This window comes from Paracoccus yeei ATCC BAA-599, assembly GCF_000622145.1.
GTDB classification, from domain to species: Bacteria; Pseudomonadota; Alphaproteobacteria; order Rhodobacterales; family Rhodobacteraceae; genus Paracoccus; species Paracoccus yeei.
The window spans coordinates 22702-45847 of sequence record NZ_KK211402.1; the positions used below are offsets into that span (position 1 = coordinate 22702).

24 protein-coding genes and 2 pseudogenes are annotated in these 23146 nt (G+C 63.9%); 5 read left to right on the forward strand and 21 right to left on the reverse strand.

Annotation, left to right across the window (positions count from 1 at the left end):
• Positions 1-5: 5 nt before the first annotated feature.
• The 4 genes from BU28_RS25075 to gnd are packed head-to-tail and all read left to right on the forward strand — an operon-like array spanning position 6 to position 2533.
• Positions 6-587 (forward strand): molybdopterin-dependent oxidoreductase, encoded by a 582-nt coding sequence (locus BU28_RS25075; RefSeq protein WP_081791465.1) that lies wholly within the window; start codon positions 6-8, stop codon positions 585-587.
• Entirely contained in the window at positions 584-1198 is a 615-nt protein-coding gene (locus tag BU28_RS25080; protein ID WP_081791466.1) for a uracil-DNA glycosylase family protein, read from the forward strand. Before BU28_RS25075 ends, BU28_RS25080 begins: the two co-directional genes overlap by 4 nt.
• 16 nt (positions 1199-1214) lie before the next feature.
• On the forward strand, positions 1215-1496 hold the full coding sequence (locus BU28_RS25085) for a DUF427 domain-containing protein (protein ID WP_081791467.1): 282 nt from the start codon (positions 1215-1217) through the stop codon (positions 1494-1496).
• Positions 1497-1543: 47 nt separating this feature from the next.
• Positions 1544-2533: a phosphogluconate dehydrogenase (NAD(+)-dependent, decarboxylating) gene (gnd, locus tag BU28_RS0117810; RefSeq protein ID WP_028720615.1), complete on the forward strand. Its 990-nt coding sequence runs from the start codon at positions 1544-1546 to the stop codon at positions 2531-2533.
• Positions 2534-2606: 73 nt separating this feature from the next.
• On the opposite strand, the pseudogene BU28_RS26505 reads toward gnd, so the two are convergent.
• A pseudogene (locus tag BU28_RS26505) lies at positions 2607-2912 on the reverse strand (hypothetical protein); the annotation flags it as partial.
• 203 nt (positions 2913-3115) lie between these two features.
• Positions 3116-3211: pseudogene (locus tag BU28_RS26730) on the reverse strand (hypothetical protein); the annotation flags it as partial.
• Positions 3212-3499: 288 nt separating this feature from the next.
• On the opposite strand from BU28_RS26730, the gene BU28_RS0117825 reads away from it, so the two are divergent.
• Positions 3500-4870 carry an exonuclease domain-containing protein gene (locus BU28_RS0117825; RefSeq protein WP_028720618.1) on the forward strand — a complete coding sequence of 457 codons (1371 nt, stop codon included), beginning with the start codon at positions 3500-3502 and terminating at the stop codon, positions 4868-4870.
• Positions 4871-5070: 200 nt separating this feature from the next.
• Here the strand turns inward: BU28_RS0117825 and BU28_RS0117830 are convergent, their stop codons facing one another.
• The 19 genes from BU28_RS0117830 to BU28_RS0117920 form a co-directional block, all read right to left on the reverse strand.
• Positions 5071-5442: a hypothetical protein gene (locus tag BU28_RS0117830; RefSeq protein ID WP_028720619.1), complete on the reverse strand. Its 372-nt coding sequence runs from the start codon at positions 5440-5442 to the stop codon at positions 5071-5073.
• Positions 5443-5663: 221 nt separating this feature from the next.
• Positions 5664-5870, reverse strand: coding sequence for a hypothetical protein (locus BU28_RS0117835; protein ID WP_233144938.1), 207 nt, complete (start codon positions 5868-5870; stop codon positions 5664-5666).
• Between the two features lie 50 nt (positions 5871-5920).
• The gene (locus BU28_RS0117840) at positions 5921-6595 is read right to left on the reverse strand and encodes a YcbK family protein (RefSeq protein WP_028720621.1); all 675 of its coding nucleotides are present in this window, start codon (positions 6593-6595) and stop codon (positions 5921-5923) included.
• A gap of 70 nt (positions 6596-6665) precedes the next feature.
• Positions 6666-6974, reverse strand: a complete 309-nt coding sequence (locus BU28_RS0117845) for a hypothetical protein (protein WP_028720622.1) — start codon at positions 6972-6974, stop codon at positions 6666-6668.
• A gap of 32 nt (positions 6975-7006) precedes the next feature.
• A complete protein-coding gene (locus BU28_RS0117850) occupies positions 7007-8932 on the reverse strand; it encodes a DUF2793 domain-containing protein (RefSeq protein ID WP_028720623.1) in 1926 nt (641 codons plus the stop codon).
• A gap of 10 nt (positions 8933-8942) precedes the next feature.
• The gene (locus BU28_RS0117855; RefSeq protein ID WP_028720624.1) at positions 8943-12914 is read right to left on the reverse strand and encodes a baseplate multidomain protein megatron; all 3972 of its coding nucleotides are present in this window, start codon (positions 12912-12914) and stop codon (positions 8943-8945) included.
• 11 nt (positions 12915-12925) lie between these two features.
• Complete coding sequence (locus tag BU28_RS0117860; RefSeq protein ID WP_169738993.1) at positions 12926-13366, reverse strand: NlpC/P60 family protein; 441 nt, start codon at positions 13364-13366, stop codon at positions 12926-12928.
• Positions 13366-14250 carry a DUF2163 domain-containing protein gene (locus BU28_RS0117865; protein ID WP_028720626.1) on the reverse strand — a complete coding sequence of 295 codons (885 nt, stop codon included), beginning with the start codon at positions 14248-14250 and terminating at the stop codon, positions 13366-13368. The genes BU28_RS0117860 and BU28_RS0117865 overlap by 1 nt, the downstream gene beginning before the upstream one ends.
• Positions 14247-14873: a DUF2460 domain-containing protein gene (locus tag BU28_RS0117870; RefSeq protein ID WP_028720627.1), complete on the reverse strand. Its 627-nt coding sequence runs from the start codon at positions 14871-14873 to the stop codon at positions 14247-14249. Before BU28_RS0117870 ends, BU28_RS0117865 begins: the two co-directional genes overlap by 4 nt.
• Positions 14873-17341 carry a phage tail tape measure C-terminal domain-containing protein gene (locus BU28_RS0117875; RefSeq protein WP_028720628.1) on the reverse strand — a complete coding sequence of 823 codons (2469 nt, stop codon included), beginning with the start codon at positions 17339-17341 and terminating at the stop codon, positions 14873-14875. The genes BU28_RS0117870 and BU28_RS0117875 overlap by 1 nt, the downstream gene beginning before the upstream one ends.
• Complete coding sequence (locus BU28_RS25720) at positions 17334-17501, reverse strand: DUF7697 family protein (RefSeq protein ID WP_155992585.1); 168 nt, start codon at positions 17499-17501, stop codon at positions 17334-17336. The genes BU28_RS0117875 and BU28_RS25720 overlap by 8 nt, the downstream gene beginning before the upstream one ends.
• 62 nt (positions 17502-17563) lie before the next feature.
• Entirely contained in the window at positions 17564-18019 is a 456-nt protein-coding gene (locus BU28_RS0117885) for a hypothetical protein (RefSeq protein WP_028720629.1), read from the reverse strand.
• A 2-nt stretch (positions 18020-18021) separates the two neighbouring features.
• On the reverse strand, positions 18022-18960 hold the full coding sequence (locus BU28_RS0117890; protein ID WP_028720630.1) for a phage tail tube protein: 939 nt from the start codon (positions 18958-18960) through the stop codon (positions 18022-18024).
• A gap of 25 nt (positions 18961-18985) precedes the next feature.
• Positions 18986-19408, reverse strand: a complete 423-nt coding sequence (locus tag BU28_RS0117895; RefSeq protein WP_028720631.1) for a hypothetical protein — start codon at positions 19406-19408, stop codon at positions 18986-18988.
• A gap of 236 nt (positions 19409-19644) precedes the next feature.
• Positions 19645-20514, reverse strand: a complete 870-nt coding sequence (locus tag BU28_RS0117900) for a HEPN domain-containing protein (protein WP_028720632.1) — start codon at positions 20512-20514, stop codon at positions 19645-19647.
• 151 nt (positions 20515-20665) lie between these two features.
• Entirely contained in the window at positions 20666-21292 is a 627-nt protein-coding gene (locus tag BU28_RS0117905) for a DUF6441 family protein (protein ID WP_028720633.1), read from the reverse strand.
• Positions 21289-21600 carry a head-tail joining protein gene (locus BU28_RS0117910; RefSeq protein WP_028720634.1) on the reverse strand — a complete coding sequence of 104 codons (312 nt, stop codon included), beginning with the start codon at positions 21598-21600 and terminating at the stop codon, positions 21289-21291. The genes BU28_RS0117905 and BU28_RS0117910 overlap by 4 nt, the downstream gene beginning before the upstream one ends.
• A 5-nt stretch (positions 21601-21605) precedes the next feature.
• Positions 21606-22628, reverse strand: coding sequence for a major capsid protein (locus BU28_RS0117915; RefSeq protein WP_028720635.1), 1023 nt, complete (start codon positions 22626-22628; stop codon positions 21606-21608).
• A 54-nt stretch (positions 22629-22682) separates the two neighbouring features.
• Positions 22683-23063 (reverse strand): head decoration protein, encoded by a 381-nt coding sequence (locus BU28_RS0117920; protein WP_028720636.1) that lies wholly within the window; start codon positions 23061-23063, stop codon positions 22683-22685.
• Between the last annotated feature and the right edge of the window lie 83 nt (positions 23064-23146).

The following is a 23146-nucleotide window of genomic DNA, read 5'->3' on the forward strand; positions in this document are numbered from 1 at the left end:
TGACGATGAGTACTCTTCGCCCAGATGGACGCCCGCGCATTCCGCCCAATCAGGTGGTAACTCAGAAATTCCCGGTAATGACGGCGGGTACGCCCAAGACGGCCGACAAGGAAACATGGTCACTAACCCTCGACGGTGACGTCGAACAGGCGATCACACTGGATTGGGCGGGCTTTCAGGCCCTCCCACAGCGCGAATTCAGCGCCGATCTGCACTGCGTGACCAGATGGTCCAAACTGGGCACACTTTGGCGCGGGGTGGCAGTTTCTGTACTGGCCGATCTTGTTCGCCCAGTAGCTGATCCGGTTTATGTTCAGGCGCGTGCGGACGGCAATTACACCGCGAACCTGCGTTTGGTCGATATGTTAAGTGACAAAGCCTTTGTGGCCACAGAATTCGACGGTAAACCGCTGAGCGTAGAACATGGTGGCCCGGCACGACTGGTGGTGCCGGACCTATATCTGTGGAAAAGCGCCAAGTGGCTTCGTGGCCTCCATTTCAGTCCCTATGACTACAAGGGCTTTTGGGAAAAGCTGGGGTATCATAACTACGGTGATCCCTGGAAAGAACAAAGGTACAGAGGATGAGTGCTGGCGAGCCGGCGATAGCACAGGAAATACGGCCCTGCCGTATGTGCGCAGCAGATTTCGCAGCCACTGCCACAAGGCACGAACCCCGGCCAGTCGTCTGGCTGCGGCAACGCGCACGGATTCTGATTGTTGGGCAGGCGCCTGGCTTGCGCGTGCACGAATCCGGCATCCCCTTCGATGACCGCTCGGGCGACCGGTTGCGTGAGTGGTTGGGGGTTACGCGCGATGAATTCTATGATCGCGACCGGATCAGTATCCTACCCATGGCATTTTGCTTTCCCGGCTATCATGTGAATGGCAGCGACCTGCCGCCACCACCACGCTGCGCGGCAACGTGGCGAAGCCGGGCGCTGGACGCGCTCAATCAGGTAAGGCTCACTATCTTGATCGGGGGTTACGCCCATGGTTGGCACCTGGGCGCAGACGCACGCAAGGCGGGCGTAACAGCCACTGTTGCTGACTGGCGCCATTGGGCGCCGGTAGTCGTGCCGCTGCCGCACCCTTCCTGGCGCAACAACGCGTTTCTGCGCCGCAATCCCTGGTTCGGGACAGAACTCCTTCCGGCACTCCGTCTGCGTGTCCGCGAGGTCATGGATCAGACAGACTGACAAAAGGGGGCGCCAAATGGTCAAGGCAATCTGGAACGGCAAAGTCATCGCAGAAAGCGACGCTACCGTTGTTGTCGAAGGCAATCACTACTTTCCGATCGAAAGTGTGCGGGCAGTGTACCTATCGCAAAGCACGCGCGAAACGGTTTGCCCCTGGAAGGGAACTGCATCGTACTACTCACTAGAGGTGGACGGAAAGACCAACCCTGATGCGGCTTGGTATTACCCATCTCCCAGGTCGGCGGCAGCGCAAATAAGGGGCATGGTCGCCTTTTGGCGCCGCGTACAGGTGAGCTGAGCCGGACCGGCCCAAATACGCATTGGAAATCAAGAAAGGACTTAACGATGGAACTGGGATTTATCGGTCTCGGACGAATGGGCGGCAACATGGTCCGGCGGCTGTCGAAGGCCGGGCATCAATGTCACGTTCACAGTGCAAACCAGACGACGAGGGAGGCGTTGGCAAAAGAAGTCGGCACAGTCAGCTATGCCGACATCGGGTCTTTGGTCGCAGCTTTGGCAGCGCCTCGTGTAGTCTGGCTGATGGTTCCCGCCGGTGAAGTAACCGAGCAGGTGTTGACCGAGCTGGGCCAACTTTGCACATCAGGCGACGTCATCATCGATGGAGGCAATAGCCATTTCAAAGAGAGCGTTGCGCGCGCCCAGATGCTGGCCGCTAAAGGCATCCTGATGGTTGATTGCGGAACCAGCGGAGGTGTTTTTGGGTTGGCTCGTGGATACTCACTGATGCTAGGCGGGGCAAATGAGGCAATCGGGCGGATCGTGCCTATTCTTGACACGCTCGCACCGGGGATAGATGCGGCCGCAAGAACACCTGCCCGCGATGGTGGACCTCAAGCTCCGGGTGAGGCTGGATGGCTCCATTGTGGCAAGCCCGGCTCCGGCCACTATGTGAAAATGATCCATAATGGGATCGAGTACGGTATGATGCAGGCCATGGCCGAAGGTTTCGCGCTGTTCGCCTCGGCAGGTCATGCAGTGGTGGAAGAAGATTACCGCTATGACCTTGACCTCGCCGCTATCGCAGAAGTCTGGCGGCGTGGCAGCGTAGTCAGTTCATGGCTGCTGGATCTTGGGGCCGACGCTCTGGCCAGCAATCCGACGCTGGATCAGTATTCTACCGAAGTCGCTGATAGTGGTGAAGGTCGGTGGACGATTGAAGCGGCCATCGACCAGCGCACCTCGGCGCAAGTGCTCGCCGCAGCGCTGTTTGCCCGTTTTTCGTCGCGCGAAAAAAATGAACTGGGCAATCGTTTCCTGTCGGCCCTGCGCAATAAATTCGGCGGCCACCCAAGCCTTTCTTCCAAGGGCTGAAGAGGGAATGGCGGTGAGGTAACCCCGCCGCCTCCCAGGTCTTACAGGCCGCGTCCAGCATAGCGCTCTTCCCCGTCCCGGCATGGCCGATGATGATCCCGAGACTACAGCCGTCGGTGACATGGGCAAGCGCCTCGGCCTGCTCGGCGGACAGGATCAGATCCTGCGCCTCGGCGCGGGCAAGGGCTGTATCGCGGTCGCGGACGTCATCGTCATCGCCGCGCGGTGTAGCCGCTGTTCGACCTCGAGCAAGTCGCGCGTGGTGAAGCGCTCGCCGCCGCGCACATCCTACCCCTGCGCCACCGGGTCGGGTGCCCTGCGCATGGCGCCCAGCACCGCGTTGAACTGGCCCGGACCTTCGCCGTAACGGTATACGCAAGCGGCCATGTCGCGGCGGGTGAAGGCCGCTTACTGCCGGGCGAGCACGTCGAGCGCTAGGCTCGGGTCCGCGATGATCCGGGGGCCGTTCTCGCGCGCGATGGCGCGGTTCAACTCGGCGCGGTCGGCCTTTTCACCTGCTCGCACGATCCGCTGCGCGGGCGCGCCGATCTTGTCCTGCGGCTTCAGTAAGATGCTCTGCGCGTTGAGGCTGCAGTGATCGATCCATGCGTCGATGTCGAGTCCGGCGAGCCGTGCATTGGCGAACTCCGCCCAGCCTTCCCACCAGTGTCCGAGCAGGTCCGTCCGTTTCTACGCGCGCCGCCTCGAAACAACTCTTGTGCCGCAACTGCGAGCAAATGCTTCGTCGGCAGCGTGGCTAAACAGGAATGTCGGCAAAATCCCGCGATCCAGTCATCTGCTTAGGTTTAGATTAAGCTTGTGCAGCGAATATCTCCTTCGATGGGCCGCATTGCAGCGATATCAGCTCTCGCCCAAAGGCAGCTTTGGGCCGGGTGCGTCGAGTGTTCGACCGATCCTTACCGTTTGCCGGATGACGGCTCACACGTCATACGCTAGGCTGCCGCCATGCATTTCGCCTTTTACGATCTCGAAACCACCGGCATTTCGCCCGCATTCGACCAGCCCCTGCAATTCGCGGCCATTCTGACGGATGACGCATTCCGGGAGATCGAGCGGGTCAATCTGCGGTGCCGGATCGCGCCGCATATCATTCCATCGCCTTGGGCGCTGGCAGTCACGGGCCTGCGCCCAGCGCAACTCGTTGATCCGACCCTACCGAGCCACTTTGAGTTCACCCAAGAGATCGCCGCTCTGATCGAGCGGTGGTCGCCCGCGACATGGACCGGGTTTAACAGCATCCATTTCGACGAGGAGATGCTGCGCCAGGCTTTTTTCCAGAACTTGCAGCCGGATATTTTCGCGACCCAATTCAATGGCAACACGCGGCTTGATGTGCTGACATCGCTTTATGTCGTCTGGTACCGACATCCTGATCTGTTCGAGTGGCCGGTGGATGAGACGGGTCGCGTGCGCTTCAAGCTTGACCTTTTGGCCCCGCTGAACGGTTTCGTCGCTCATAACGCCCATGATGCGCTTGGTGATGTTGAGGCGACAATTCATCTCGGACGGCTGATCGCCCAGCGCGCGCCAGAGCTTTGGGCAGAGATCCTGTCCAACCGGGACAAAACTGCCGTGCAGACCCGGCTTGCCAGCTTCCAGCCCATGGCGCTGGTCGAGCGTTTTGGCGGCGGCCCGCCCCGCGCCACGATCGGCTGCTTTTGCGGCACGTCGGCCAGTAATGCCAATCAGGCTGCGTTCTTCGACCTCGACGCTGCCGACCCCGCCGATCTGCTGGCCGCCGATGATGCCACGATCTTTGCAGCAGTGGACGCAACGCCGAAGATCATCCGCTCTCTTGCCACCAACAAATCGCCCGCGCTTCTCGCTGTGCACACCCCGAGCCCCGTGCAAATCCAACGCGCAGAGGTCATCGCGCAGTCACCCGATTTCAGAGGCCGCGTGGGCAATGCGCTGGCCGCGCGCTTCCCGCAGGATCCGGAAGCCCCACCGCCCCCGGTTGAAAAGCAGATCTTCGGCGGGTTCTACAGCCACGCAGACAAAGCCCTGCTAACCGAGTTCCAGCGCGCTGACTGGTTGCGGCGTCAGGAGATTGCTGCGACCCTCACAGACGCGCGTCTGCGTCAGCTGGGTAGACGCCTTGTGGCGCTCCATGCGCCTGCTCTGCTCTCCCCGAAAGAGCGCGGTCAATTTGATGCCTGGCTTCGTGAACGCTGGTTTGCGCCCAATGCGCCGGACATCGAATGGACGGGCTTGGCGAAAGCGCAGGCCGCTCTGGGTGAATTGCGCGCAAAGGCAGGGGTTGATCAGGGATTGGTCGGAGAGATTGAAGCCTATCTGAAACGTTTCGAACTCTGAGTGCTCTCGGGCAAAGCTGGCTTCCCGGGCAGCGCGTGATCGCAAGGTGCAGGCAAGGCACGAATTTCAGGATGTTGGAACCAGGCCGAAGTTGTGCCTGTAGGTCCTAACTGAAGCACTGCCTTTCCCAATTCGTGCCTGCGTGAACCATGCCCGGCCGTCCTGCCATGAACAGCCGCACTTGCAGGGTTCATCGCGCCTTATAGAGGCTTCGCGCTGCTGCTGATCATCCTTGGATCGATCTCCGGTTCATCCCACTTGTCCGCAACGCCCATCCAGCGTTCGATGGTCGCTTGGAGCTTGGGTTCGTCTGCATGCAGGTGAAACGTATAAAGGCGGTTGACGATGTCGCGCATCAGCGCGCGCATTTCATCTTCATCGAAGCGCGAGACTTCGGTCCAAGGGATGCGGCGGCCATCGGCATCCAGAACAACGACGTCAGAGTAGTCGCCGGTCCGCGTGATGGGGGTCAGGCCGGCATGCAGCGTTTCGAGCTGCGTGTTGCGCACGCAAAGCATGGCCATGATCTTGGCCAGCTTTGCCGCAATACGCTTCTCATCGTCGGGGTCCATGTGGCCAGCTTAGTGCGCGCTGGGCCGTCCGGCCAAGGCGATTTTGATGTGTCGGGGTTCAAGGTGTCTGGCACGCCCGCGCCTGCGCGCGCAGCACAGCATAATCGGCCAGCCATTCAGCAATCACGGCCCCCCCGGGCAGCGCGGCCACTTCTGTCGCGACGCGCGCCTGCTCGGCCCGGCTGTACTCCACCAGAGGCGGGCAGGCTCGCCGCGGGGTGTCAGAATTCCCCGCCGCGCAGGCGGTCAAGAAGATCGTCGCGGCTGCGAGGGCGGCGCGCGGCTGCGTCCAGCATCTGGCGGTGAACGGCATCGTGACGCTCCAGTTGGTCGATCCGTTCGGCGGCGCGGCCAGCGCGCTCGGCTGTGCGGCGAAAGTTGAGGATGAACAGGGTGATGGTGAGTGCGGCAAGGGCGAGGGCCACCATTTGCCGCGCCCATGGCCGGGCGAGGGCTCCGATCAGCAAAGAGCCACACATCAGCGCAGGCCCTTCTTCCAGTCATCGACCCGCGCCCAGACGGCGACCGCGATCCCGCCCAGCGCCAGCGCGATAAAGAGCCAGCGTAGCGTGTCGAGATAGGGCAGCAGCGGCAGAACCGCGCCCTGCGCCTCGGCCAGCACCTCCTGCGCGACCTCGACGCCAGCTGCGCCCACAGTTGCCACGCCCGCGGCCCCGGTGCCGCGCAGGGTGCGGCTCTCGGCAAGCGCCTCGCGCGCTGGGCGCGTCTCCACGACAAAGGGCACCCGGCGCACTGGAAACGGCTCTCCCCAGCTGCGGGCTGGTCCGAGATCGATGTGCATGAAGCCCGACCGAGGATATGTTCCGAAGCCGAGGAAACCGACCGCGCGAGCGGCCTCGGCGAAAGCCACGGGATCGTGGTTCGACATGGCAATGTCAAACGCTGTGCCCAGCATGTGCTTTGAGGCCGGGGCCCCGCCGACGGCGCGGTTGTGGCTGGGGCTGCGATAGCCCGACCGAACGATCAGCGGTTTGCCGAGGCGGTTGCGCAGGGATTGTAGCTTGTCCATCGCCTCGGTGTTGATCTTGATCGCTCCGGTGCCGCGACAGGCGATCTCGGCCGGGGAAAAGCTGGGCCAGCGCCAAGCGGATTCAGGCACGTCGCGGAAATGGGTATAGGTCGTGGTTGGCATGATGGTCTCCAGAAATGCAAAACCCGCCTCGGGGGCGGGTGGGGGACAGGTTCAGTGGTTGGTGGTTTGTTCAGTCGGTGCGGCCGCGCTGGAAGGCCTCGAACATCACATCCCGCATGGCGCGGATGTCCGTCTCAATCCGCTCCAGCCGGTCAGCATCGGCCTTGCGGTCTTCGGCGCGCTGTTTGTCGATCCGCTCGCGCTCGAGGTGCAGTTCCCTGTCGAGGCGTTCCAGCATCGCTTCGTTGGTGAAGGCTTTGCGGGTGACGGTGGCGGCGACGGCCAGGCTTCCACCGACCAGCGCAGTGATGGCGGCTGTCAGGCCGTTTTCGCGGAAGGCCTGGCCGACCTCATGCAGAAGCGACGTTCGTTCAGTCATGTTGATATCCTTCGCTTTCGCGGACCTGCGGTTCAATAATCGGTCTCGACGTAGACGCCCGCGCAGTCGTAGGCGACGGCGGCCGCTGTCGCGCCGGTGTTCATGTAGTTGCGTGGGCTGAGCAGTTGGGTGGCAGCGGGCATGTCGGTGGTGATGGTGAACTCGACGGCCGCCCCACTGACCTCCTCGACCACCCGCACGCCGATGTCGGCCCCGTTTGGCGCGGCGGCGATGTAGAGCGTCAGCACGTTGGTCATGCTGGCCACCGGGAAACTGGCCCCAAGGTCGATCAGCGTCGGCGCGCCCGCGCCATCATTGTGCACCAGCTGCCAGTTGGTATGGGTGCCGCGCTGGAAGCCGATGCCGATGCAGTTCAAGACGGTGGCGAGCGTCAGCGTCGTCGCCAGCGCCGCCACCGATCCATAGAGGCCAAAGAACCCCATGCCCGTTGCCTGCACGGTGGTCAGCGATAGGCGATTAACGTAGTTCCACCCTCCCAGACCATCGGCATTGCCACGCCAGCAAACCCATCCTGCGGAGCGTTCCTCTGCAACGGCGTTGGCAGTGGCTGCGCTGGTCACCCGCCAGCGCCGCATGCTGTCGGCCAGACCTGTGGTGGTCAGCGTTGGCGTCGCCACGGTGCCAACAGCCGTGCGCGGCATGCCGTTCGTATTCACCGTCGTGCTGGTGGACGGGGCCCAAGTGGCGATCCGGTTGACCCCGAAGTGTGGCTGGAGCGGAAAGAACCGGCCCGAGGGGCGCTGCACATCCAGCCACCCGGCCCCGGCACGGTCGCGGGCATAGACGGCGAGCTTTCCCGCAGGGGGCGGATCGGGAGCGGCGGCCAGGGCGGGCATCACCATCGGTTCGGGCAGTTCGACCCGGCCCGAGCTACGGTCGATCCGGATCGCATCAAAGAAGGTCGATCCGTTCGGGCTGACCTTGAAGCTGAAATCGTCGTTGCCGAGCAGCCCGATCAGCGCCCTTGCCGAAAATCCTGTCTTGAAGGCGAAGGCCGCATCGTTCCCGGCCGCCGCCTTGTTCACTGTCGCCTCGATCCCGGCGCCAGCATTGTTGATCAGCACCGCCGGTGTGTTCATTGACAGCCGGTTGTAGCTGTCGGCCGTCGCTCCGCCGAGGCCCAGCAATTGCGCAGTCAGGTTGGCTTGCGGCATGCCGACCTGCGTGACGGCATTGGCGAAGGTGACTGTGGGGGTGTTCACCACGGTCGTGCCGCCCGACCCAGCGGTGGCCGACCCGATGTTCAAGATAGTCGTGGATCCACTCGCCCCGCCGGTGCCGAGGTTCACAGTCTTGGTGACGCCGCTGGTCGTGGCCCCGGTGCCCATGCCGTAGGTGGCGGTCGTCGTCGCCGTGCCGATGGTGGCCGCGGCCGCCGAAACCGTGACGGTGCCCGAGGCGGTCAGAGTGCCGGAGAAGGTCTTGTTGCCCGTGAAGGTCTGGGTGCCCGCAAGGATTGCCAATTCCGACGATGTGTTCGGCAGGGCGAAGGTCCGGGTCGTCCCGGTGGAGATCCCGGACAGCGAAAACAGTGCCTTCTTTGTCGGATCGGCGTCGTTCACCAAGCTGAACACGGCATCCGACACATCCACCGGTTCGCCGACTGGATCCCAGGTCGACCCATTCCACACGGCGAAGACCGCCTCATCCGCGATCCATGCCAGCCAGCCGGGGCGTGGCACCAGACGCATCCAGACCCCATCGACCCAGAAGGCGATGTTCAGATCCCAGCCAGTCCAAAGGCCGGTCGCCCCGGATGCCACGATATGCCGGTCGCCATCGGTTGGGCTGGCGGGCGGCGCGGTATGAGTGCGATCCAGCACCGACAGCTGCACCATGGCATCCAGCAGCCGCAGCGCCTCGTTGTGGGTGACATGCTTCTGCGCCTGCGATGCCAGAATGTAGGGCAGCAGGAGGTGGGTGGTGATGTCGGACATGGGTACGCTTTCAGAAGGTGAGCGTGACGGATCGTGCAGCGCCTCGGCCGATCAAGGCCGAGAGCTGGTAGATGCGGATAGCGAGGGATTGGCCGGGGCCGAGGGGCGCGCCCCAATCGGAAGACTGCTGGGCAGCGGTATAGAGGACACTCGTTGTGGTGGTGGTCAGCGTCTGCTTGACGGTACTGCCATCACGGATTTCCACCTCGTAGGCTTCACTGTCCTCGGCCAAAGGCACATCGCCCGCGCCCCAGGTGTCAGCGGCAAGTGATCGCGACCGGCGCGTCCAGCGGATCGTCAAATCGCCGGGGCTGCGGGCGATGCGCCACGGTTGCTCGACGTGCGCGACCGAAAACGGCCGGAGCCCCGCGCCCTCGGGCGTGAAGGTGGTGGCGACAAAGGTCTCGTCGCTGACCGGGCGCGACGCAGGGCCGATGCGCCAGTTCCATGGCAGACCCAGATCGGCCTCGGAAATCGGCAAGGGTGTCACGGCCGTGTCTAGCACGACCACCCGCGCGCCGGTTGGCACCATGCTGACGATGGCACCTTCTGTTCCGCGCTGGCCCCGCAGCAGGCGGGTCAGCCGATAACGCCCGGGCGCGATCAACTCGGCCACACCAGCCTGGACAATTTCCCATTGCCCAGCGCCGGTCTCGACGGCCAGCGCGTTGGCTCCACCCAGCAAGGTGATGTCCGTGACGCTCTCCAGCGTGCCAGAATTGAGATCGACGACCAGCGCATTGCCAAGATCGAAGCGCGAGACCGGCCCCGCGTAGAAATCTGCCGCCAGCACACCCATGCGCGCCCGGGTGCCAAAGGTGGTCAGTAGGGCAAAGCCATCCGTCGCGGCACTGCGGTAGACCGCCACTTCGCCGGGCCATGGCTTGGCATGGGCCGCGACCAAGGGCCGGTGTGCAGGCTGATCCTCGCGCAGCTGCGGCAGGTCCAGCAGCACGATGTCTGGTGCGCCAAAGACCGTGGGCGTCGACAAGGACGCAGGGCGTGGTTCGCCGGGCGGCAGATCATAGACCGCCCGGTCCTGCCGCACCGCATCGATGCTGCGCAGGTCGGAGTCCGCGATGGACACCAGGCGCAGTTCCGTCAGGCGGCCATTGTGGTCCAAGAGGATCACGTCGCAAGGATCCAGCGCCAGGCGCGAGGGCGGCAGGCGAAAGACGGCACTTTCGCGGCCAACCCACGCCTCCATCAGAGCGCGGCGACAGCGGCGCTCGGCTTCTTCGGGCGGAATGGCCATCGGGAAGGATTCAGAGGCGATGCGGGTGGTGTCGACAGTGATGCGCCGCGCTTCGACCTGTGCCGCGTCATAGTCCTCGTCGGCCCGCGCGACTTGCCACTTCAGCGCCTGCGGCAGTTCGGTTTCCTGCGCGCGGGTCAGTTCCATCACATCGCCCTGCGCGGAGGCGGGTGCCACCATGCTGTCGGGCGTAATGGTCAGACCGGCAATCCGGCCCCGCATCAGGAACTTGATGCGGCCCTCGCTTTCGACCGCATCGAAGCCGAAATGCCTGGCCAGCGTGGAAATTGAGGCGCGCGGGGCTTCCAAGGCTGAAATCACATAGCCCTCGACCGCGCCCCAGAGGCCGGAGACGTCGATCAGTTCTTCTGGCATCCCGGCGCGCAGGCAGAGGTGGCGCACGAGGGCAGCCAACGATACCCCGCCCAGCCGTCCGGTCAGCCAATGGCCCAGACGCCAGTTCGGACCATCGGTCCAGACTTCCGTCAGCCCGGGGAAGAACGGATAGGGCCGGGCGTCCCATGTCCAGGCGGCACATTCGGGGACATGAACCATCCGGTTGCCATAGACCGAGGAAGTTGGGTTGTTCGCCGCGACACCCCAGAACAGATAGCTGGCCTCGAGATAGGCACGCTGGATCGCGTCATCGCGCCAGCCGCGCGAGAAGTAGGGCGTGAAGCTCTCGGACGATTTCGGATCGAAGAACACGTTGGGCTGATTGGTCCCGCGGTCAATCGCCGGGCAGCCCAGTTCCGTGAACCAGATCGGCTTCGATTGCGGCACCCATGCGGTAGGCGTGCCGCTTTCGACACCGCCCGGGCGGTTGAAATGCGGGTTTTGCCACCAGGCGCGCAGATCCTTGAAGCGGAACACCCATGGTTTTGCCGCTGATCCGTCTGTGATCGGCGTCCGGGTTTGCGCGGTTCGATCAAGTGCACTGGCATAGAACCAGTCGAACCCCTCACCGCCGGTGATGTTGATTTGCAGATAGTCCCGGTCATAGATTGCAGGCGCCAGCGCGGCGTCGGCATGATCGAACCCGTCACGCCAGTCCGACAACGGCATGTAGTTATCGATGCCGATGAAGTTGATGTTGGCGTCCGACCAGAGCGGGTCGAGGTGAAAGAACACATCACCCGAGCCGTCGGCAGGATGGTGGCCGAAGTATTCCGACCAGTCGGCGGCATAGCCGATCTTGGGCCCAGCGCCGAGGATGGAACGCACATCGGCAGCAAGGGATTTGAAGGCAGAGACGGCGGGATACGTACTGGCGCCCGAGCGGATCGTGGTCAGGCCGGGCATTTCCGAACCGATCAGGAAGGCATCGACGCCTCCTGCCGCTTTGCACAGATGCGCATAGTGCAGGATCATCCGCCGCAACGACCATTCGCCGACCGGGCCAGTCCAGCCGACAGTGGTACCGGAAACGCTGAAGCTGGCTGGTGTCGCCGTGCCGAACAGGGCAGCAACCTGCGTGGCAGCGGTGGCGGTTTTATCCACCGATCCCAAAAAGCCCGCCGCCGGGGAACAGGTGATGCGGCCGCGCCAGGGGAAGGTCGGCTGGCCCGAGGTGGCCGCATTTGCGCTGTAGGGGTTCGGCTTTGTGTTGCCCGGCGGCACATCCATCAGGATGAAGGGATAGAAGGTGACGCGCAGCCCGCGCGCCTTCATCTCCTGAATTGCCTGCACCACTGCGAAGTCGGCGGGCGTGCCGCCATAGACCGGGCGATCCTCGGCGTCATGGCTGACCAGATGGGCGCTGGCCCGGCTGACACCATTCACCGACCAGTTTGCGGGCGTCGTGGCTTTGGAGGCAACCTCGACGCCGGGCTTCACCTTGCAGGAACCTGCGCGCAGGTCATTGCCGAACCAGGCCACGACGAGGCTGACGCTTTCCACAGCCGGAGCGAGCGACTGCAACCGGTCCAGCGCAACGACGATGTCAGCGGTGTCGGTGATTGCGTTCAGGTTCTCGGCCACGGTTGCACCGCCGGAGCCGCTGGTTTTCTTAACCGGGGCAGTCGCATAGGTGAATTCGCCAGAGGCCGGGATCATCGTCACGGCTTTCACCAGCCCCTCGGCGGTGTCGGGATCCGCGAGCGGCCAGAACACCTCGAAACTGATCTGCGGCAGACGATTGCCGAACGCGCTGAGGTTCAGTTCTTCGAAGACCACATAGGCGGTGCCGCGATAGGCCGGAGTGCTGGCTGCGCCCATCTTGGCGGCGATGAACGGATCGGGGGATTGGATCTCGTCGCCGGGATACCAGCGCCAGGTGACGCCCGTCATGTCCATCGGCTTGCCGTCGGCCCACACCCGGCCAATGCCGGTGATCTCGCCCTCGCACAGCGCCACGGCGAAGGACGCAAAGTAGAGATACTCGGTGGTGGTAACCTTGGGCCCGCTGCCCTTGCCGCCGCCTTGGCTGGTGGTGTTGACCTCCTCGCGGAAGTCCGTGGCCCAGATGATGTTCCCGCCGATGCGCATCCGGCCGAACAGGCGCGGGATCACCGCGCCTTCGGTCGAGGAGGTGATGCGCAAGCTGTCGAGCCGCGCGCCCTCGATCCGTTGGGCCGGGGCGAGGGACGACACGATCCAGTTGTCGACCACAGAGCCAATGGTCGAGCCGATGAAACCGCCGATTGCCGCTCCGGAAAAGCCGAGGATGGCCCCGCCAAATGCGCCGCCAATCGCGGAGCCGACGGCGCCGAGAACCAAAGTTGCCATGGATGAAAATCTCAGATGCTGCTGGGGTGCGGGAACAGGAAGGCGAAGGCGATGCGCCGTCGCCATGCCGTGGTCAGGGTTTCCTCGACGACGCCCAGCCGTTCATAGGCGTGGATGAACTGGTTTTGCGTGGTCAGGATCCCGACATGCTTGGCGATGGCACGGGGTGCCATCCGGAACAGGATCAGCGTGCCTGGCCCCACCTCAGTGGGCATGATTTCTGGCATCATCTGGCGCGCACCCTCGGCCAGCACCTCGCGCGGCCCGGTTTCGCCCCAATCCCGGCTGTAAGGCGGAATGGGGAAAGGCTCGTTGCCCACCATCTCCCGCCAGATGCCACGTGCCAGGCCAAGGCAATCGCAGCCGACACCGCGCAGGCTGGCCTGATCGTGGTACGGCGTGCCGAGCCAACTGAGGGCAGTGGTGATGACCAAAGCCGGATCGGCTGTTATCACAGCACGTTCCCTTCATGACCGCCGTCCTGGCTGGCATAGCGCAGGACCGCATCCTGACCCGGAATATTGGGAAAGCCCCGGAAGTTGGCTACATTGGCGAACTTGGCGCTGCAGGTCGCGAGGCGCTTGTCGCAGCCTGCCCGCGCGACGAAGCTGTCCCCTTCGGCGATGGCACGCACCGGCGCTTCCAGCAGTGTGAGGCTGGCGATGCTTCCATCCACACCATGCGACAACACTTCAGCGACCCGCCCCGCATTTGCGCCGCTGGTCCAGGTCAAGGTGCCAGACGTGAACCAGCCCGCATCAAACCCGGACAGCCCCGAGGCCATGAAGGCCCGGTCACGCAAAAGGTCCGTCACGACACCCGTACCCTTGTAGATGGCGTTTTCCAGATCGATGCCGCAGCGCGTATCGCCCAAAGCTGCGTCGCATCCCGCCTGAAACGTGCGCCCGACCGTCTGGCCAAGGACATGCGCCAGCGACCGGACTTCGGCGACAAACGCCATGCGGCCACGGCGGATTTGCCCGACCGCACCCCGGCGCAGCAGAACGCGCTGGCTGGTGTCGGCCCAATTGACGCGCCACAGCTCGACCGCCGCATTGTCCCAGCGGCCGTCGAGAATGTCGGTTTCGGTGATCCTGTCCGAGGTCAGCACGCCGGTGGCATCCTGCGCGTCGACGGCAAGGTCTGACCCAGCGCGGATTTCCGAGGCGGCAAATCCGCTCTCTGGCTCAAAGTCTGTGCTGTCAAAGCTGAGGGCGCGATCATGATCGGTGAAGCCCAGCGCCATGCCGTCGGCGCGGCTGATCCGCCAGCACCAGGACAGGGTGGTGGTGCCGTCATCGAGATGGGTCTGCAACGCAGGGGAGAGGTTTTTCATCTGCGGATCTCCAGCAGGGGGATGGCGGTGATCGACCCCAGCCGCTCAAAGTCGAGGGTCACGTCGAGGGTGTCGCTGTCGAAGCGGACCGGCACATCGAATTCGAAGCCAGCGCGGACGATGACGCCATTGGCGGGTGCGGTGGTGAAGGTGATGACGCCGGTGGGGGCATCCAGCGTCCAGCCCGACAACTGTTCCACCATGCCCAGCGCCACGCGAACGGTTCCGGTCACGGGTTTTGCGATGGTCCTGACCCATGTTTGCGGGCCGGAGGTGTAGCGTTTGGCCAGTTGGAAGGTTTGCAGGCTACCGGTGCCGGTGCCAATCTGCTGGTCGGTTGAGGTTATCCCCTGAGAGGGCAGGGCAGATTTGTAGTCGGCCCAGTCCTTGTAGCGGAAGCCGTGTAGGCGGCCGTTGCGGGCCTCGAAGAACGCCACCACCGCCGCGAGATCATCGGCGCGACGGATGCCATAGGCGACATCATAGCGGCGGCGCGAATTGGCCCAGCTTGCGTTGCGCTCTTCATCGCCTGAGGCCAGTTCGACCACTTGCGTGCGCCGTTCCGGCCCACCCCGTGCCCCGCGGCTGATGTTGTCGGGGAACCTGACTTCATGAAACGCCATCACATGCCCCTCCGACCCAAGGACACCGCGCGGGCGATATCGGCTGCGACCTGCGTCCGGGATTGCCGGAAACTTTCGGCGTCGCGGGCATTGATCGTGACGGAGATGTTCGGGGCAGAGCCTTGCCCTTGGCCATAACCAGCAGCTTCCCGGCGCGACAGAACCCGCTCTCCCCGTTGTAGGATCGCTGGAACCTCGTCGGGCTTGATCCCGGCCCAGCCGCCCGCGTGCATCCGTGGCGCATTGGCGAAGGCGAGTGCCGGGACCATGCGGCCCGGACCCGGCGCGCCGACCATGCCACCGGCGTGCAGGATATTGGCGAAGATGCCACCCGCTCCGCCCAGCGCGCCCGACAGCGCGTTGGCGATGGAGCCGAGGATAAAGCGCCGCGCTGCCAGTTTCGCGAGGTCGGCGATCATCGACGTGACCAGGTCGCGGAAATCCAGCTTGCCGGTTTTCACGAAGTCGGCCACGGCGTTTTCGGCCGAGGTGAAGGCGCTGACCAGCGTGCTGCCGATGTCGCCGCCGATATCGCGCGCCTTGGCGGCATAATCGGCGAGCGCCGCAGTGACGGCGGCCCAACCGGTCAGTGCCGTTTCCGCACCCTCAGCGGCCGCTGCCCCGGCGTTGCGCGCAGCGCTGCCCGCGCCATCGGCTGCGGTCGCGGTGTTGTTCAGTCCTGCCGTGAGGGCGTCGGCTGATCCGGCAGCATCCGCCAGCGCCGCTTCGGCCTCCGCTCCGGTGCCGGTCATTGCATCCTTCAGCGCCTGCCAACTGGCCAGCGGACGACCGGCGGCATCGGCAAGCATGCCAGCGGCCTCGCGATAGCCGTCAGCGCGGGCGCGGGCATCGTCTGTCATCGCGCCAAGCCCGAGGTCAGGCGGTTCCAGATAGGTGCGCGACAGTGCCGCCGAGAAGGCATCGGCGGCGGCTGCGCCAGCAGCCGTCGCTGCTCCCTCGAACGGGTTACCGATCCGGCTGAGTTCTACTGGATCCAGCGTGCCGATCCGCACCCCGCCTTCGCCGGTCGCCCATTCCGGCAGCAGGGCCAGCGCGGCGTTCAGCCCGTTGATGAAATTGTTGATGCGCGTGACAACACCGTTCAGCATCGCCTCGATACCCGAGATCAGCCCGTTTGCGGCCTGGAAGGCGAAATCGCCGATAGCGCCGGGCAGACTGCCCCAGATTGCGACGGCCGCATCATAGGCTCCCTGGAAGATTGCAGCCGTCCGGTCGCCGAAGCTGACCACGCCCCCGATGGTGCCTTCCAGTGCCGATAGCCCGGCCGCTTTCAGCCGTTCCCAGCCAGCGGCCATGTTTGCGAATGCGGCGTCGAGCGAAAGACCGATGCGCGACCAGACCTCCCGCGCCAGATCGCCCAGCAGGCGGAAGGCTTCACCTACGCCGCCGACTCGGGCGACAAGTTGCGAGAACTGATAGACCAGCTCCCCCGCGCCGACGATCAGCGCGCCGATGCCGGTCCGGATCAGGGCCCCGCGCAAGATGACCAGCGCCGTGGCGAGGCCACGAACGGAGAGCGCTGCAGCCGCCAACCCTGCGATCCAGCGCCCGGCCATAACGGCTGCGAAGGTGGCAGCATAGGAGGCCAGCCGCCCGAGATTTCCGATCAGCGCGTCGATGGCTGTTCTCAGGATCCCGCCATCGGACGCGAGGGAGACGAAAGCGTTGGCCAGCGCCTCGACAGAGGGTGCCACAGCGACGGCGATCCGGTTGCGCAGGCCCTCGAATACCAGCGACATGGTGCCAAGAGCAACTTGGGTGCGCCGAAGGGCCTCGATGGCATCCGTGTCCAGCACCGCGCCGAGGTCGGAGGCCTGGTCGCCCAGCCGCGCCATCTCGGCCCCACCATTGCGCAGGAGCGGCAGGAGGCGCGTGGCGTCCGAGGCCATGGCTTCGAGATGGAAGGTCATCTCCTGCTGGCTAAGGCCAGCGCGTTCAAGCGTGTCGACATAGAGTTGCAGGGCTTCCGGCCCCGAGAGACGGGCGAACTGGTCGGCCGTTACACCCACGCGCGGGGCGACGCTCTCGAAGAAATCCGCCATCGGCCCGCCGCCGGTCTGGAGGAAATCCCCGACCCGGTCGTTCACGTCCTTCAAGATATCGGCGAGCTTTTCCTGTTCGATCCCGACCGTCCGCGCCCCGGCCGACCAGCGCTGCAGGGCTTCCGGCGTGGCATTGGCGACCTGCGCGAACTGCCGGATTTGCGCGGCACTCTCGGCAGTGGAACGGACGATCAGGCCGAGCGAGGCCGTGGCAGCGGCGGCGGCAGCAGACATGGCAATCCCGGCCCGGCGTGCAAAACCGGCAAGGCGGGTGTTGGCCAATTCCATCTCGCGTGACAGGCGGCCGAGGCCTTTTGCGCCAGCCTCTCCGACACCTTCCAACTCGGCGCGGACCTGGCGGCCGCCTTCGGCGACCAGACGAACGCTGACCCTTTTTTCAGCCATCGCGGCCCCCTTCCATCTGTTCGTTCAGTTTGCGCACCATCACCGCCTCGATCTCGGGCAGCAGTTCGGCGGCGATCAAGGCGTCGATCCCAAGGGCACGGGCCATCGCCAGCGCCGCGCCCATGTCCCAGCCGAGCACCGCGCCGGGGATGACGCGCAATTGCCCACCAAGACGGCCGACCAGGTCCCAGACCTGCCAACCCTCCTGCGTCTTTGGCCGGTTCAGTCTTGCGGGGCAGTCGGGGCAGATGCCCCCGCGGCCCTCGCAGGGTGTGCAGGCCGCGCAATACCGGTCGCCCCCGCCGAAGGACCAGTCGGCGAGGGCGCGGAGACGTTTTTTTCCGCGTCCAGCAGCAGACCGCGCGCGACATACTGCGTCTGGAAAGCCTCGAAGACCGGCCAGATTTCGAGGAGGGCGTCGATGCCCTCGGGCGACACTGGGATGATGTTGCCCGCGCCGTCGCCAACACCCTCCCAATCCAGCACCGCGTGCCGGGCGACAGACTTGGCCATGGCCAGCGCCATTTCCTCTTGGGTCGCACCTTCGGGGAGTGTTTCCACCGCCAGATCGGCGCGGGCGGACACCATCAGCGCGGTGGTCAGGGGGCCGACCAGCAGGCGCAGGCCGGGGGCCAGGTCCAGCCATTCGGGCGTGGCGGTCAGGTTCAGTCGGATCATGATCAGTATCCTGCAAGGGTGTTGACGAGGACGGCGGTGCACATCCGGGCGGGGCTGGTGGCCTTCGCGGCCTGCCAGTCGAAGCTCGCCTGCACGCCCTGCGGCCCGGCGATCTCGATGCGCGGGATCGGCAGATAGACGGCATGCGCTGTGAACGTGAAGCTGGCGTTGGCGCTGAGGCTGTAGACGAACTCCAACTCACAGGGGCTGCCGTCGATGGCTTGGGTCACCAGAGTGCTGTCCGAGAACCGCACCTCGATCCGGCCGGTCAGCGCTGCCATGGTCGGATCAGCGCCATCGATGCGGCCATCGCCCCGGATGGTCTCGATCCGGTCGAGGTTGTTGGAATAGGTGATCTCGGCCGAGACGACGTTGCCCAGCGCGGTGCCGTTGCGCTTCACCGTGCCGTTGAAATGGCCAAAGCGCTGCAGGCTCAGCGCGGTGGGCGTCCCAGCGGCAGTGGCGGCTGCGATGGTTTCGCCTTGGGCAACGAGGCGGGCTGTCGCTGTCAGCAGGCCGGATCGCTGCATCTGCCACGACAACTGATCCAGCACACAGCCGGAATACATCGCGAACCGCGGCACCTCCGGCATGGCAGTTTCGATGGCCATGCTGGGCAGTATCCAGTTGCCCGACTGGAAGGTGTGGGTCTTCGGCGTGGTGCCGGTGGTGACTGGCTGGCCGAAGGCCGCCTTCAGCCAGAACCCGAAGGCCTCGACATCGATAGGGATCACCACCTCGCCGTCAGCTGTAACCGCATCCTTGATCGGGGCTAGCGGATCGCGGCCATAGCCCAGCAGTTCGGATTCCAGCAACGGCTGTTCTGACCCGAGTGTCGCCCGGGCGAAGGGCATCAGCCGGAACCCACTGACTGGCGGGGTGCCGTAAACCGTCTCATAAGCAAGCGCCATCTGCGCCCGCGCGCCTTGCGCACGTGCCATGGGGGTCTCCTCGATGTTGGGGGTGTCAGGCCAGAGGGCCGGTGGTGGTGTAGTGCAACACGACGGTGATCACCGCCGCCTTCAGCGCTGCCGCGCCCTCGATGGGCAGGTCAACCGAGGCCGGGGCGTCGGGTTCGACCCAATCGCAAAGGCCGCCAAGTGTGCGGTCGGTTTCCAGCGCGGTGCCGATACTGGCGATCAGGGTATCAAAAGCGCTGGCCCGGCCATTCGGGGCCTGAACGACGACCTCCAGCTCAGCGCGGTGCTGGTAATGGTAGCGAAGAGGCGACAGCGTCACCTCCGGCTCGCCCGGCTGGCCATCACGTAAGATGATCAGCCCAGCCGCTGGGATCCGCTCTGGCAGCACCTCGTCTCGCAAAGTGAGGGCGGCCAGCGGCTGAAGCCGCGCGCGCAGCGCGGCGAGGACGGATTCGCGAGTGGTTGTCACTTTTGTTCCAAGTTGAAAGGCTCGGCTACCGTAGCTTGCTGTGTTCAAAGTATTGCGACGCAATCAAGGCGGTCGCTGTCTAGGTTTCAGAACTGAATAAATGGGAACGGCGCCCCGATGGGCACGGAGCGAAACTCGATGCAGTCATTGAGGAAAATGGACAAAATCCATCATACGATAAAAAATCTTCTTACGATCAAAGTTGATCTTTTGCACCGACAGATCGGAGAGACGCGTTACACACGTGCCGCAAGCCTATCCCGAGCATCCCTGAGTTGGTCACGAACACTCTTTGGCAGAGATATGCTTTCAATGACCCAATTAGCCAACGCAACCACTTCGGCCGCACGCTCTCCAGTCGCGCCCTGTTCATCAGCCAAAAGAATGCGACGGCCGAGGACTGGATTCAGGGCGGAACTGCCACATTGAAGGTCCCCGTGGTCGTAGTCAGGCGCAAAAATCAGATTGTGATTGAGTGCTGCGTGTCGCAGCTCGGGCGATGACTTGCTGTTCGTGAGTTTCGCGAAACGCGAACCGGCCATATGCGGCATGTAGTCCGCCTGCCGGGAAAGCTGATCCCGGAAAGTGAAGCGAGGTTGACCATGGCGGACATTGCCAAAGAGATAATAATCGAGCGGACAGCATAGGCGGCGAATGGCGTAGAGGACGCGGTCGAATTTGTACAGGTCTTCGCCATGCAGCACAAATCCATAGATCTGGTAGCGATTGTTAGCGTCGCCATTTGATGAAATTCTGGCGATAAACTGCTGTGTCGACTCGACGCGCCAATGCATATCTATCTCGCTCGGCCTAATCAGTAGATCAGGCAAGAGATCACCAGCTAGTGTGGATACCTCAGGAAAAAGACGCTCAAGATCGTGCCCGTATGGCGGCTGACCCGATGCTGGCTTCAAGCCTGATCGACCGTTGAGTAGCAGCACAGCCTTCATCATCTTTTCTAGGCAATGGGTCGCATTCCACAGAAAATCCAGAGCCAAGTTCTGCTGGAAGCACCACCTTGCGACCACGTAATTCTGATCAGCGGAATCTACGAACATGTCGTAGACGACATTATTCCTGAGAGCCTGTTGCTGAGTGATTTCCATCGTGCTGGTCTCCGCTAGAACCTACACAATCCCTTTAACCGCCGGGAATGAACAGTCGAAACGCACGAAGGAACTGATTTGACCCTGCAGTTTCTTGCTGCTCACAAGTCAGAACGTGGTCAACATGTTGGCCGGCGTAACGGCTTTCAGTTCAATTTCCCTCCACCCACTTCGCCACGATCAAACCGGGCACACCGTCAACCGCCCGCTCTGCATCTCGCGCCAGATCCAGCCGCTTCCGCAACTTGACCTGCGGCACCAGCAGGAAAATTGGCACGGTCGCCACACCACGCCCGGTTTTCGACCTGGACGCCACGGCTCGGCCTTTAGAATTTAGCCGCCCCTCGGCCACCAACATGCTGGGCCCGCGTCGGCGGTAGACAAATCGCAGGCGCAACCCGGTGCGGCGTTCCCATTCGCCGGGGGTGATCCGGCCGCCTTTGGTGCTTTTCCCGGCGGCCGGGGTGGGGATGGCCAGCCAGAACCCGTCCCTGGACCGGATGAGCGGCCCGGTGTCATGCGCGCCGATGATGACCGGGGCATTTGACCAGACGAGTGCCGCCGCGTTCAGGCTGTCGCCGGATTTGGGGAAGCTGGCGAGGCGGATTGAGTTGCCCAGCCTCGTGCCAAGCCCCGCGCCGGTGATCTGGCCGCGCCAAGCGGATTTGAGGGAAGTGCCTGCCTCGCGCATGGCCGCCGACACTGCCTTTTCCCCGGCGGCGACTTCGGCCTTCATCAGGGCGACAATGTCGGGGTTGAACTCGATGTTCAGTTTCATGCGGGGCGCAAATCCAAGGTCCAGACGAGCCGCTCACGGTCACGAACCGGCTCGCCCTGAATGACGAAAGCCTCCCCATTGATCTCGATCCGATCACCGGGGCGCGGGTTGGGGACTTCGACCACGCGCAGGTCGATGCGCGTGGTTTCCGACCAGACGCGCGCAGCCCCGAAGTCCGTGATGTCATCCGCGCGGCGCAGGACCACGCGGATGAGCTGGGGCGCGCCACCGTCCGCGATGTAGGTCGCATCGCGGGCGATGTTGGGATCGGCAAAAAGGTTGTCGATGGCGGTAGCAAAGACCGACATCGGCGTTAGTTGCCGCTGTGCAGGCGGATCGCGAGGCGCGGACGCTTGTTCACCGGCAAGATCGAGGCCTCGGTCATGAGATCGATCCAGCGGCCCTTGGCGTCCATCATCTGGCGCGCATAAAGCGGCAGTCCGATGGTGTTGGCGGTTTCCAAGAGGTTCGCGGGCCCGCCATATGTGGTGAAGGTGTCGAAGGTGCCCATCGGAAACGCGATGCCCTCGCCGGTGGGGATCAGCCGTTCCGACGTGCCGTTCGAGAGGGTGACCGAGCCGTTGTATTCCTCAAACAGGATCCCCGCAAAAGGGAAGGCGCGGCGCATGTCCTCGCGCAGGGGCTGGCCGCCGGTGGCCGAGAAGAACTTGTAGGCGTCCTCGGTCTTGGGGTGGCTGATCAGCTTGTCGAAGAATTCGGAACTGACCAGCGCATGTGCGGTGGTCATGGTCTCGCCCTTGAGGTTGTCCTCGATGGCGCGCAGGACTGTGCGGACCTTGCCTTGCACATTGGTGCCAGCGGTGCCGAAGACGAAGTCGACTGAGATCATCTCCAGCCCAAACTCGGTGAAGTAGTTGTAAAGCGTCGTGCCCGCGCCATCCTTCACGATGCCGCGCAGCGCATTCATCTCCATGTATTCGCGGGTCTGGGCGTGCTTGCGGCGCATCAGCGTGAGCTTGCGGTTCATCACCTCGACCAGCGGATCGGCGGCGTCGGACAGGCCCAGCGCGGGCATCCCCTGAATATCGGCAGGCAGGATCACATCGTCATGCGGGATCCACGGCAGGGCGAAGCTGCGCATCGAGCGCGCCTCGCGATTGCCGACGGTGGCAGGCGCGCCGAGCGGGACCGAGGGCAGGAGGCTCAGAACCCCCTCGCGCTGTTCGATCACGATGGAACGCTGGCTGACGCCTTCGAAGCGGAAGAGGCCGATCTGGCCCAGCCGGGTGTAGAGGTTGGGCAGGATGTTGATGGCCTGCGTCATCTCGGCGAGCGAATAGCCGCCCGCGTCAAACGGGTTGCGCGTGATGGTCATGGGGTACTCCAGGGGAAACAGGGGATGGGCAGGAAGGAAGAATGCGCGGCCAGATCAGGCCGTATCGCGCGCGATAATGCCGATGGCCGCGAGCTGGCCCAGCTTGGTGGTGATCTTGGGCGCATCATCGACGGTGGCGTCATAGGCGAGGCTCGCGCGCGACACTATCGAGGGGCCGCGTGCGACGACAATGCCGACTGCATCTGCAAGTGTGGCATCGACAGCGTAAAGCAGGACGGCGCCTGCGGTCTGCGCGCCGTCGCTGCCACCGCTGGTGGCCAGCTTGTATTTGCCACTGGCGGTGATGCGGCCCAAGACCGAGCCGACCGGATAGGCTGTCCCGGCCAGCAATGTGACGGTCTCGCGGGTGAAGTTCGGGTTGACCTCGTATTTGAGGACATCGCCCATTGTGGCGGGTTGATAAAGCACGGTCATGGCGGGGTTCCTGTGTCAGGGGTCAATGGAAATCCCCCGCCGATGCGGCGGGGGAGAGAGGGCAGTCCAGTTGGCTGGTCGGA

Excerpts from the sequence above, each read along its gene's own strand:
- BU28_RS25075 (WP_081791465.1), top strand. The coding sequence starts at position 6 with ATGAGTACTCTTCGCCCAGATGGACGCCCGCGCATTCCGCCCAATCAG.
- BU28_RS25080 (WP_081791466.1), top strand. The coding sequence starts at position 584 with ATGAGTGCTGGCGAGCCGGCGATAGCACAGGAAATACGGCCCTGCCGT.
- BU28_RS25085 (WP_081791467.1), top strand. The coding sequence starts at position 1,215 with ATGGTCAAGGCAATCTGGAACGGCAAAGTCATCGCAGAAAGCGACGCT.
- gnd (WP_028720615.1), top strand. The coding sequence starts at position 1,544 with ATGGAACTGGGATTTATCGGTCTCGGACGAATGGGCGGCAACATGGTC.
- BU28_RS0117825 (WP_028720618.1), top strand. The coding sequence starts at position 3,500 with ATGCATTTCGCCTTTTACGATCTCGAAACCACCGGCATTTCGCCCGCA.
- BU28_RS0117830 (WP_028720619.1), bottom strand. The coding sequence starts at position 5,442 with ATGGACCCCGACGATGAGAAGCGTATTGCGGCAAAGCTGGCCAAGATC.
- BU28_RS0117835 (WP_233144938.1), bottom strand. The coding sequence starts at position 5,870 with ATGGTGGCCCTCGCCCTTGCCGCACTCACCATCACCCTGTTCATCCTC.
- BU28_RS0117840 (WP_028720621.1), bottom strand. The coding sequence starts at position 6,595 with ATGCCAACCACGACCTATACCCATTTCCGCGACGTGCCTGAATCCGCT.
- BU28_RS0117845 (WP_028720622.1), bottom strand. The coding sequence starts at position 6,974 with ATGACTGAACGAACGTCGCTTCTGCATGAGGTCGGCCAGGCCTTCCGC.
- BU28_RS0117850 (WP_028720623.1), bottom strand. The coding sequence starts at position 8,932 with ATGTCCGACATCACCACCCACCTCCTGCTGCCCTACATTCTGGCATCG.
- BU28_RS0117855 (WP_028720624.1), bottom strand. The coding sequence starts at position 12,914 with ATGGCAACTTTGGTTCTCGGCGCCGTCGGCTCCGCGATTGGCGGCGCA.
- BU28_RS0117865 (WP_028720626.1), bottom strand. The coding sequence starts at position 14,250 with ATGAAAAACCTCTCCCCTGCGTTGCAGACCCATCTCGATGACGGCACC.
- BU28_RS0117870 (WP_028720627.1), bottom strand. The coding sequence starts at position 14,873 with ATGGCGTTTCATGAAGTCAGGTTCCCCGACAACATCAGCCGCGGGGCA.
- BU28_RS0117875 (WP_028720628.1), bottom strand. The coding sequence starts at position 17,341 with ATGGCTGAAAAAAGGGTCAGCGTTCGTCTGGTCGCCGAAGGCGGCCGC.
- BU28_RS0117885 (WP_028720629.1), bottom strand. The coding sequence starts at position 18,019 with ATGATCCGACTGAACCTGACCGCCACGCCCGAATGGCTGGACCTGGCC.
- BU28_RS0117890 (WP_028720630.1), bottom strand. The coding sequence starts at position 18,960 with ATGGCACGTGCGCAAGGCGCGCGGGCGCAGATGGCGCTTGCTTATGAG.
- BU28_RS0117900 (WP_028720632.1), bottom strand. The coding sequence starts at position 20,514 with ATGGAAATCACTCAGCAACAGGCTCTCAGGAATAATGTCGTCTACGAC.
- BU28_RS0117905 (WP_028720633.1), bottom strand. The coding sequence starts at position 21,292 with ATGAAACTGAACATCGAGTTCAACCCCGACATTGTCGCCCTGATGAAG.
- BU28_RS0117910 (WP_028720634.1), bottom strand. The coding sequence starts at position 21,600 with ATGTCGGTCTTTGCTACCGCCATCGACAACCTTTTTGCCGATCCCAAC.
- BU28_RS0117915 (WP_028720635.1), bottom strand. The coding sequence starts at position 22,628 with ATGACCATCACGCGCAACCCGTTTGACGCGGGCGGCTATTCGCTCGCC.
- BU28_RS0117920 (WP_028720636.1), bottom strand. The coding sequence starts at position 23,063 with ATGACCGTGCTTTATCAACCCGCCACAATGGGCGATGTCCTCAAATAC.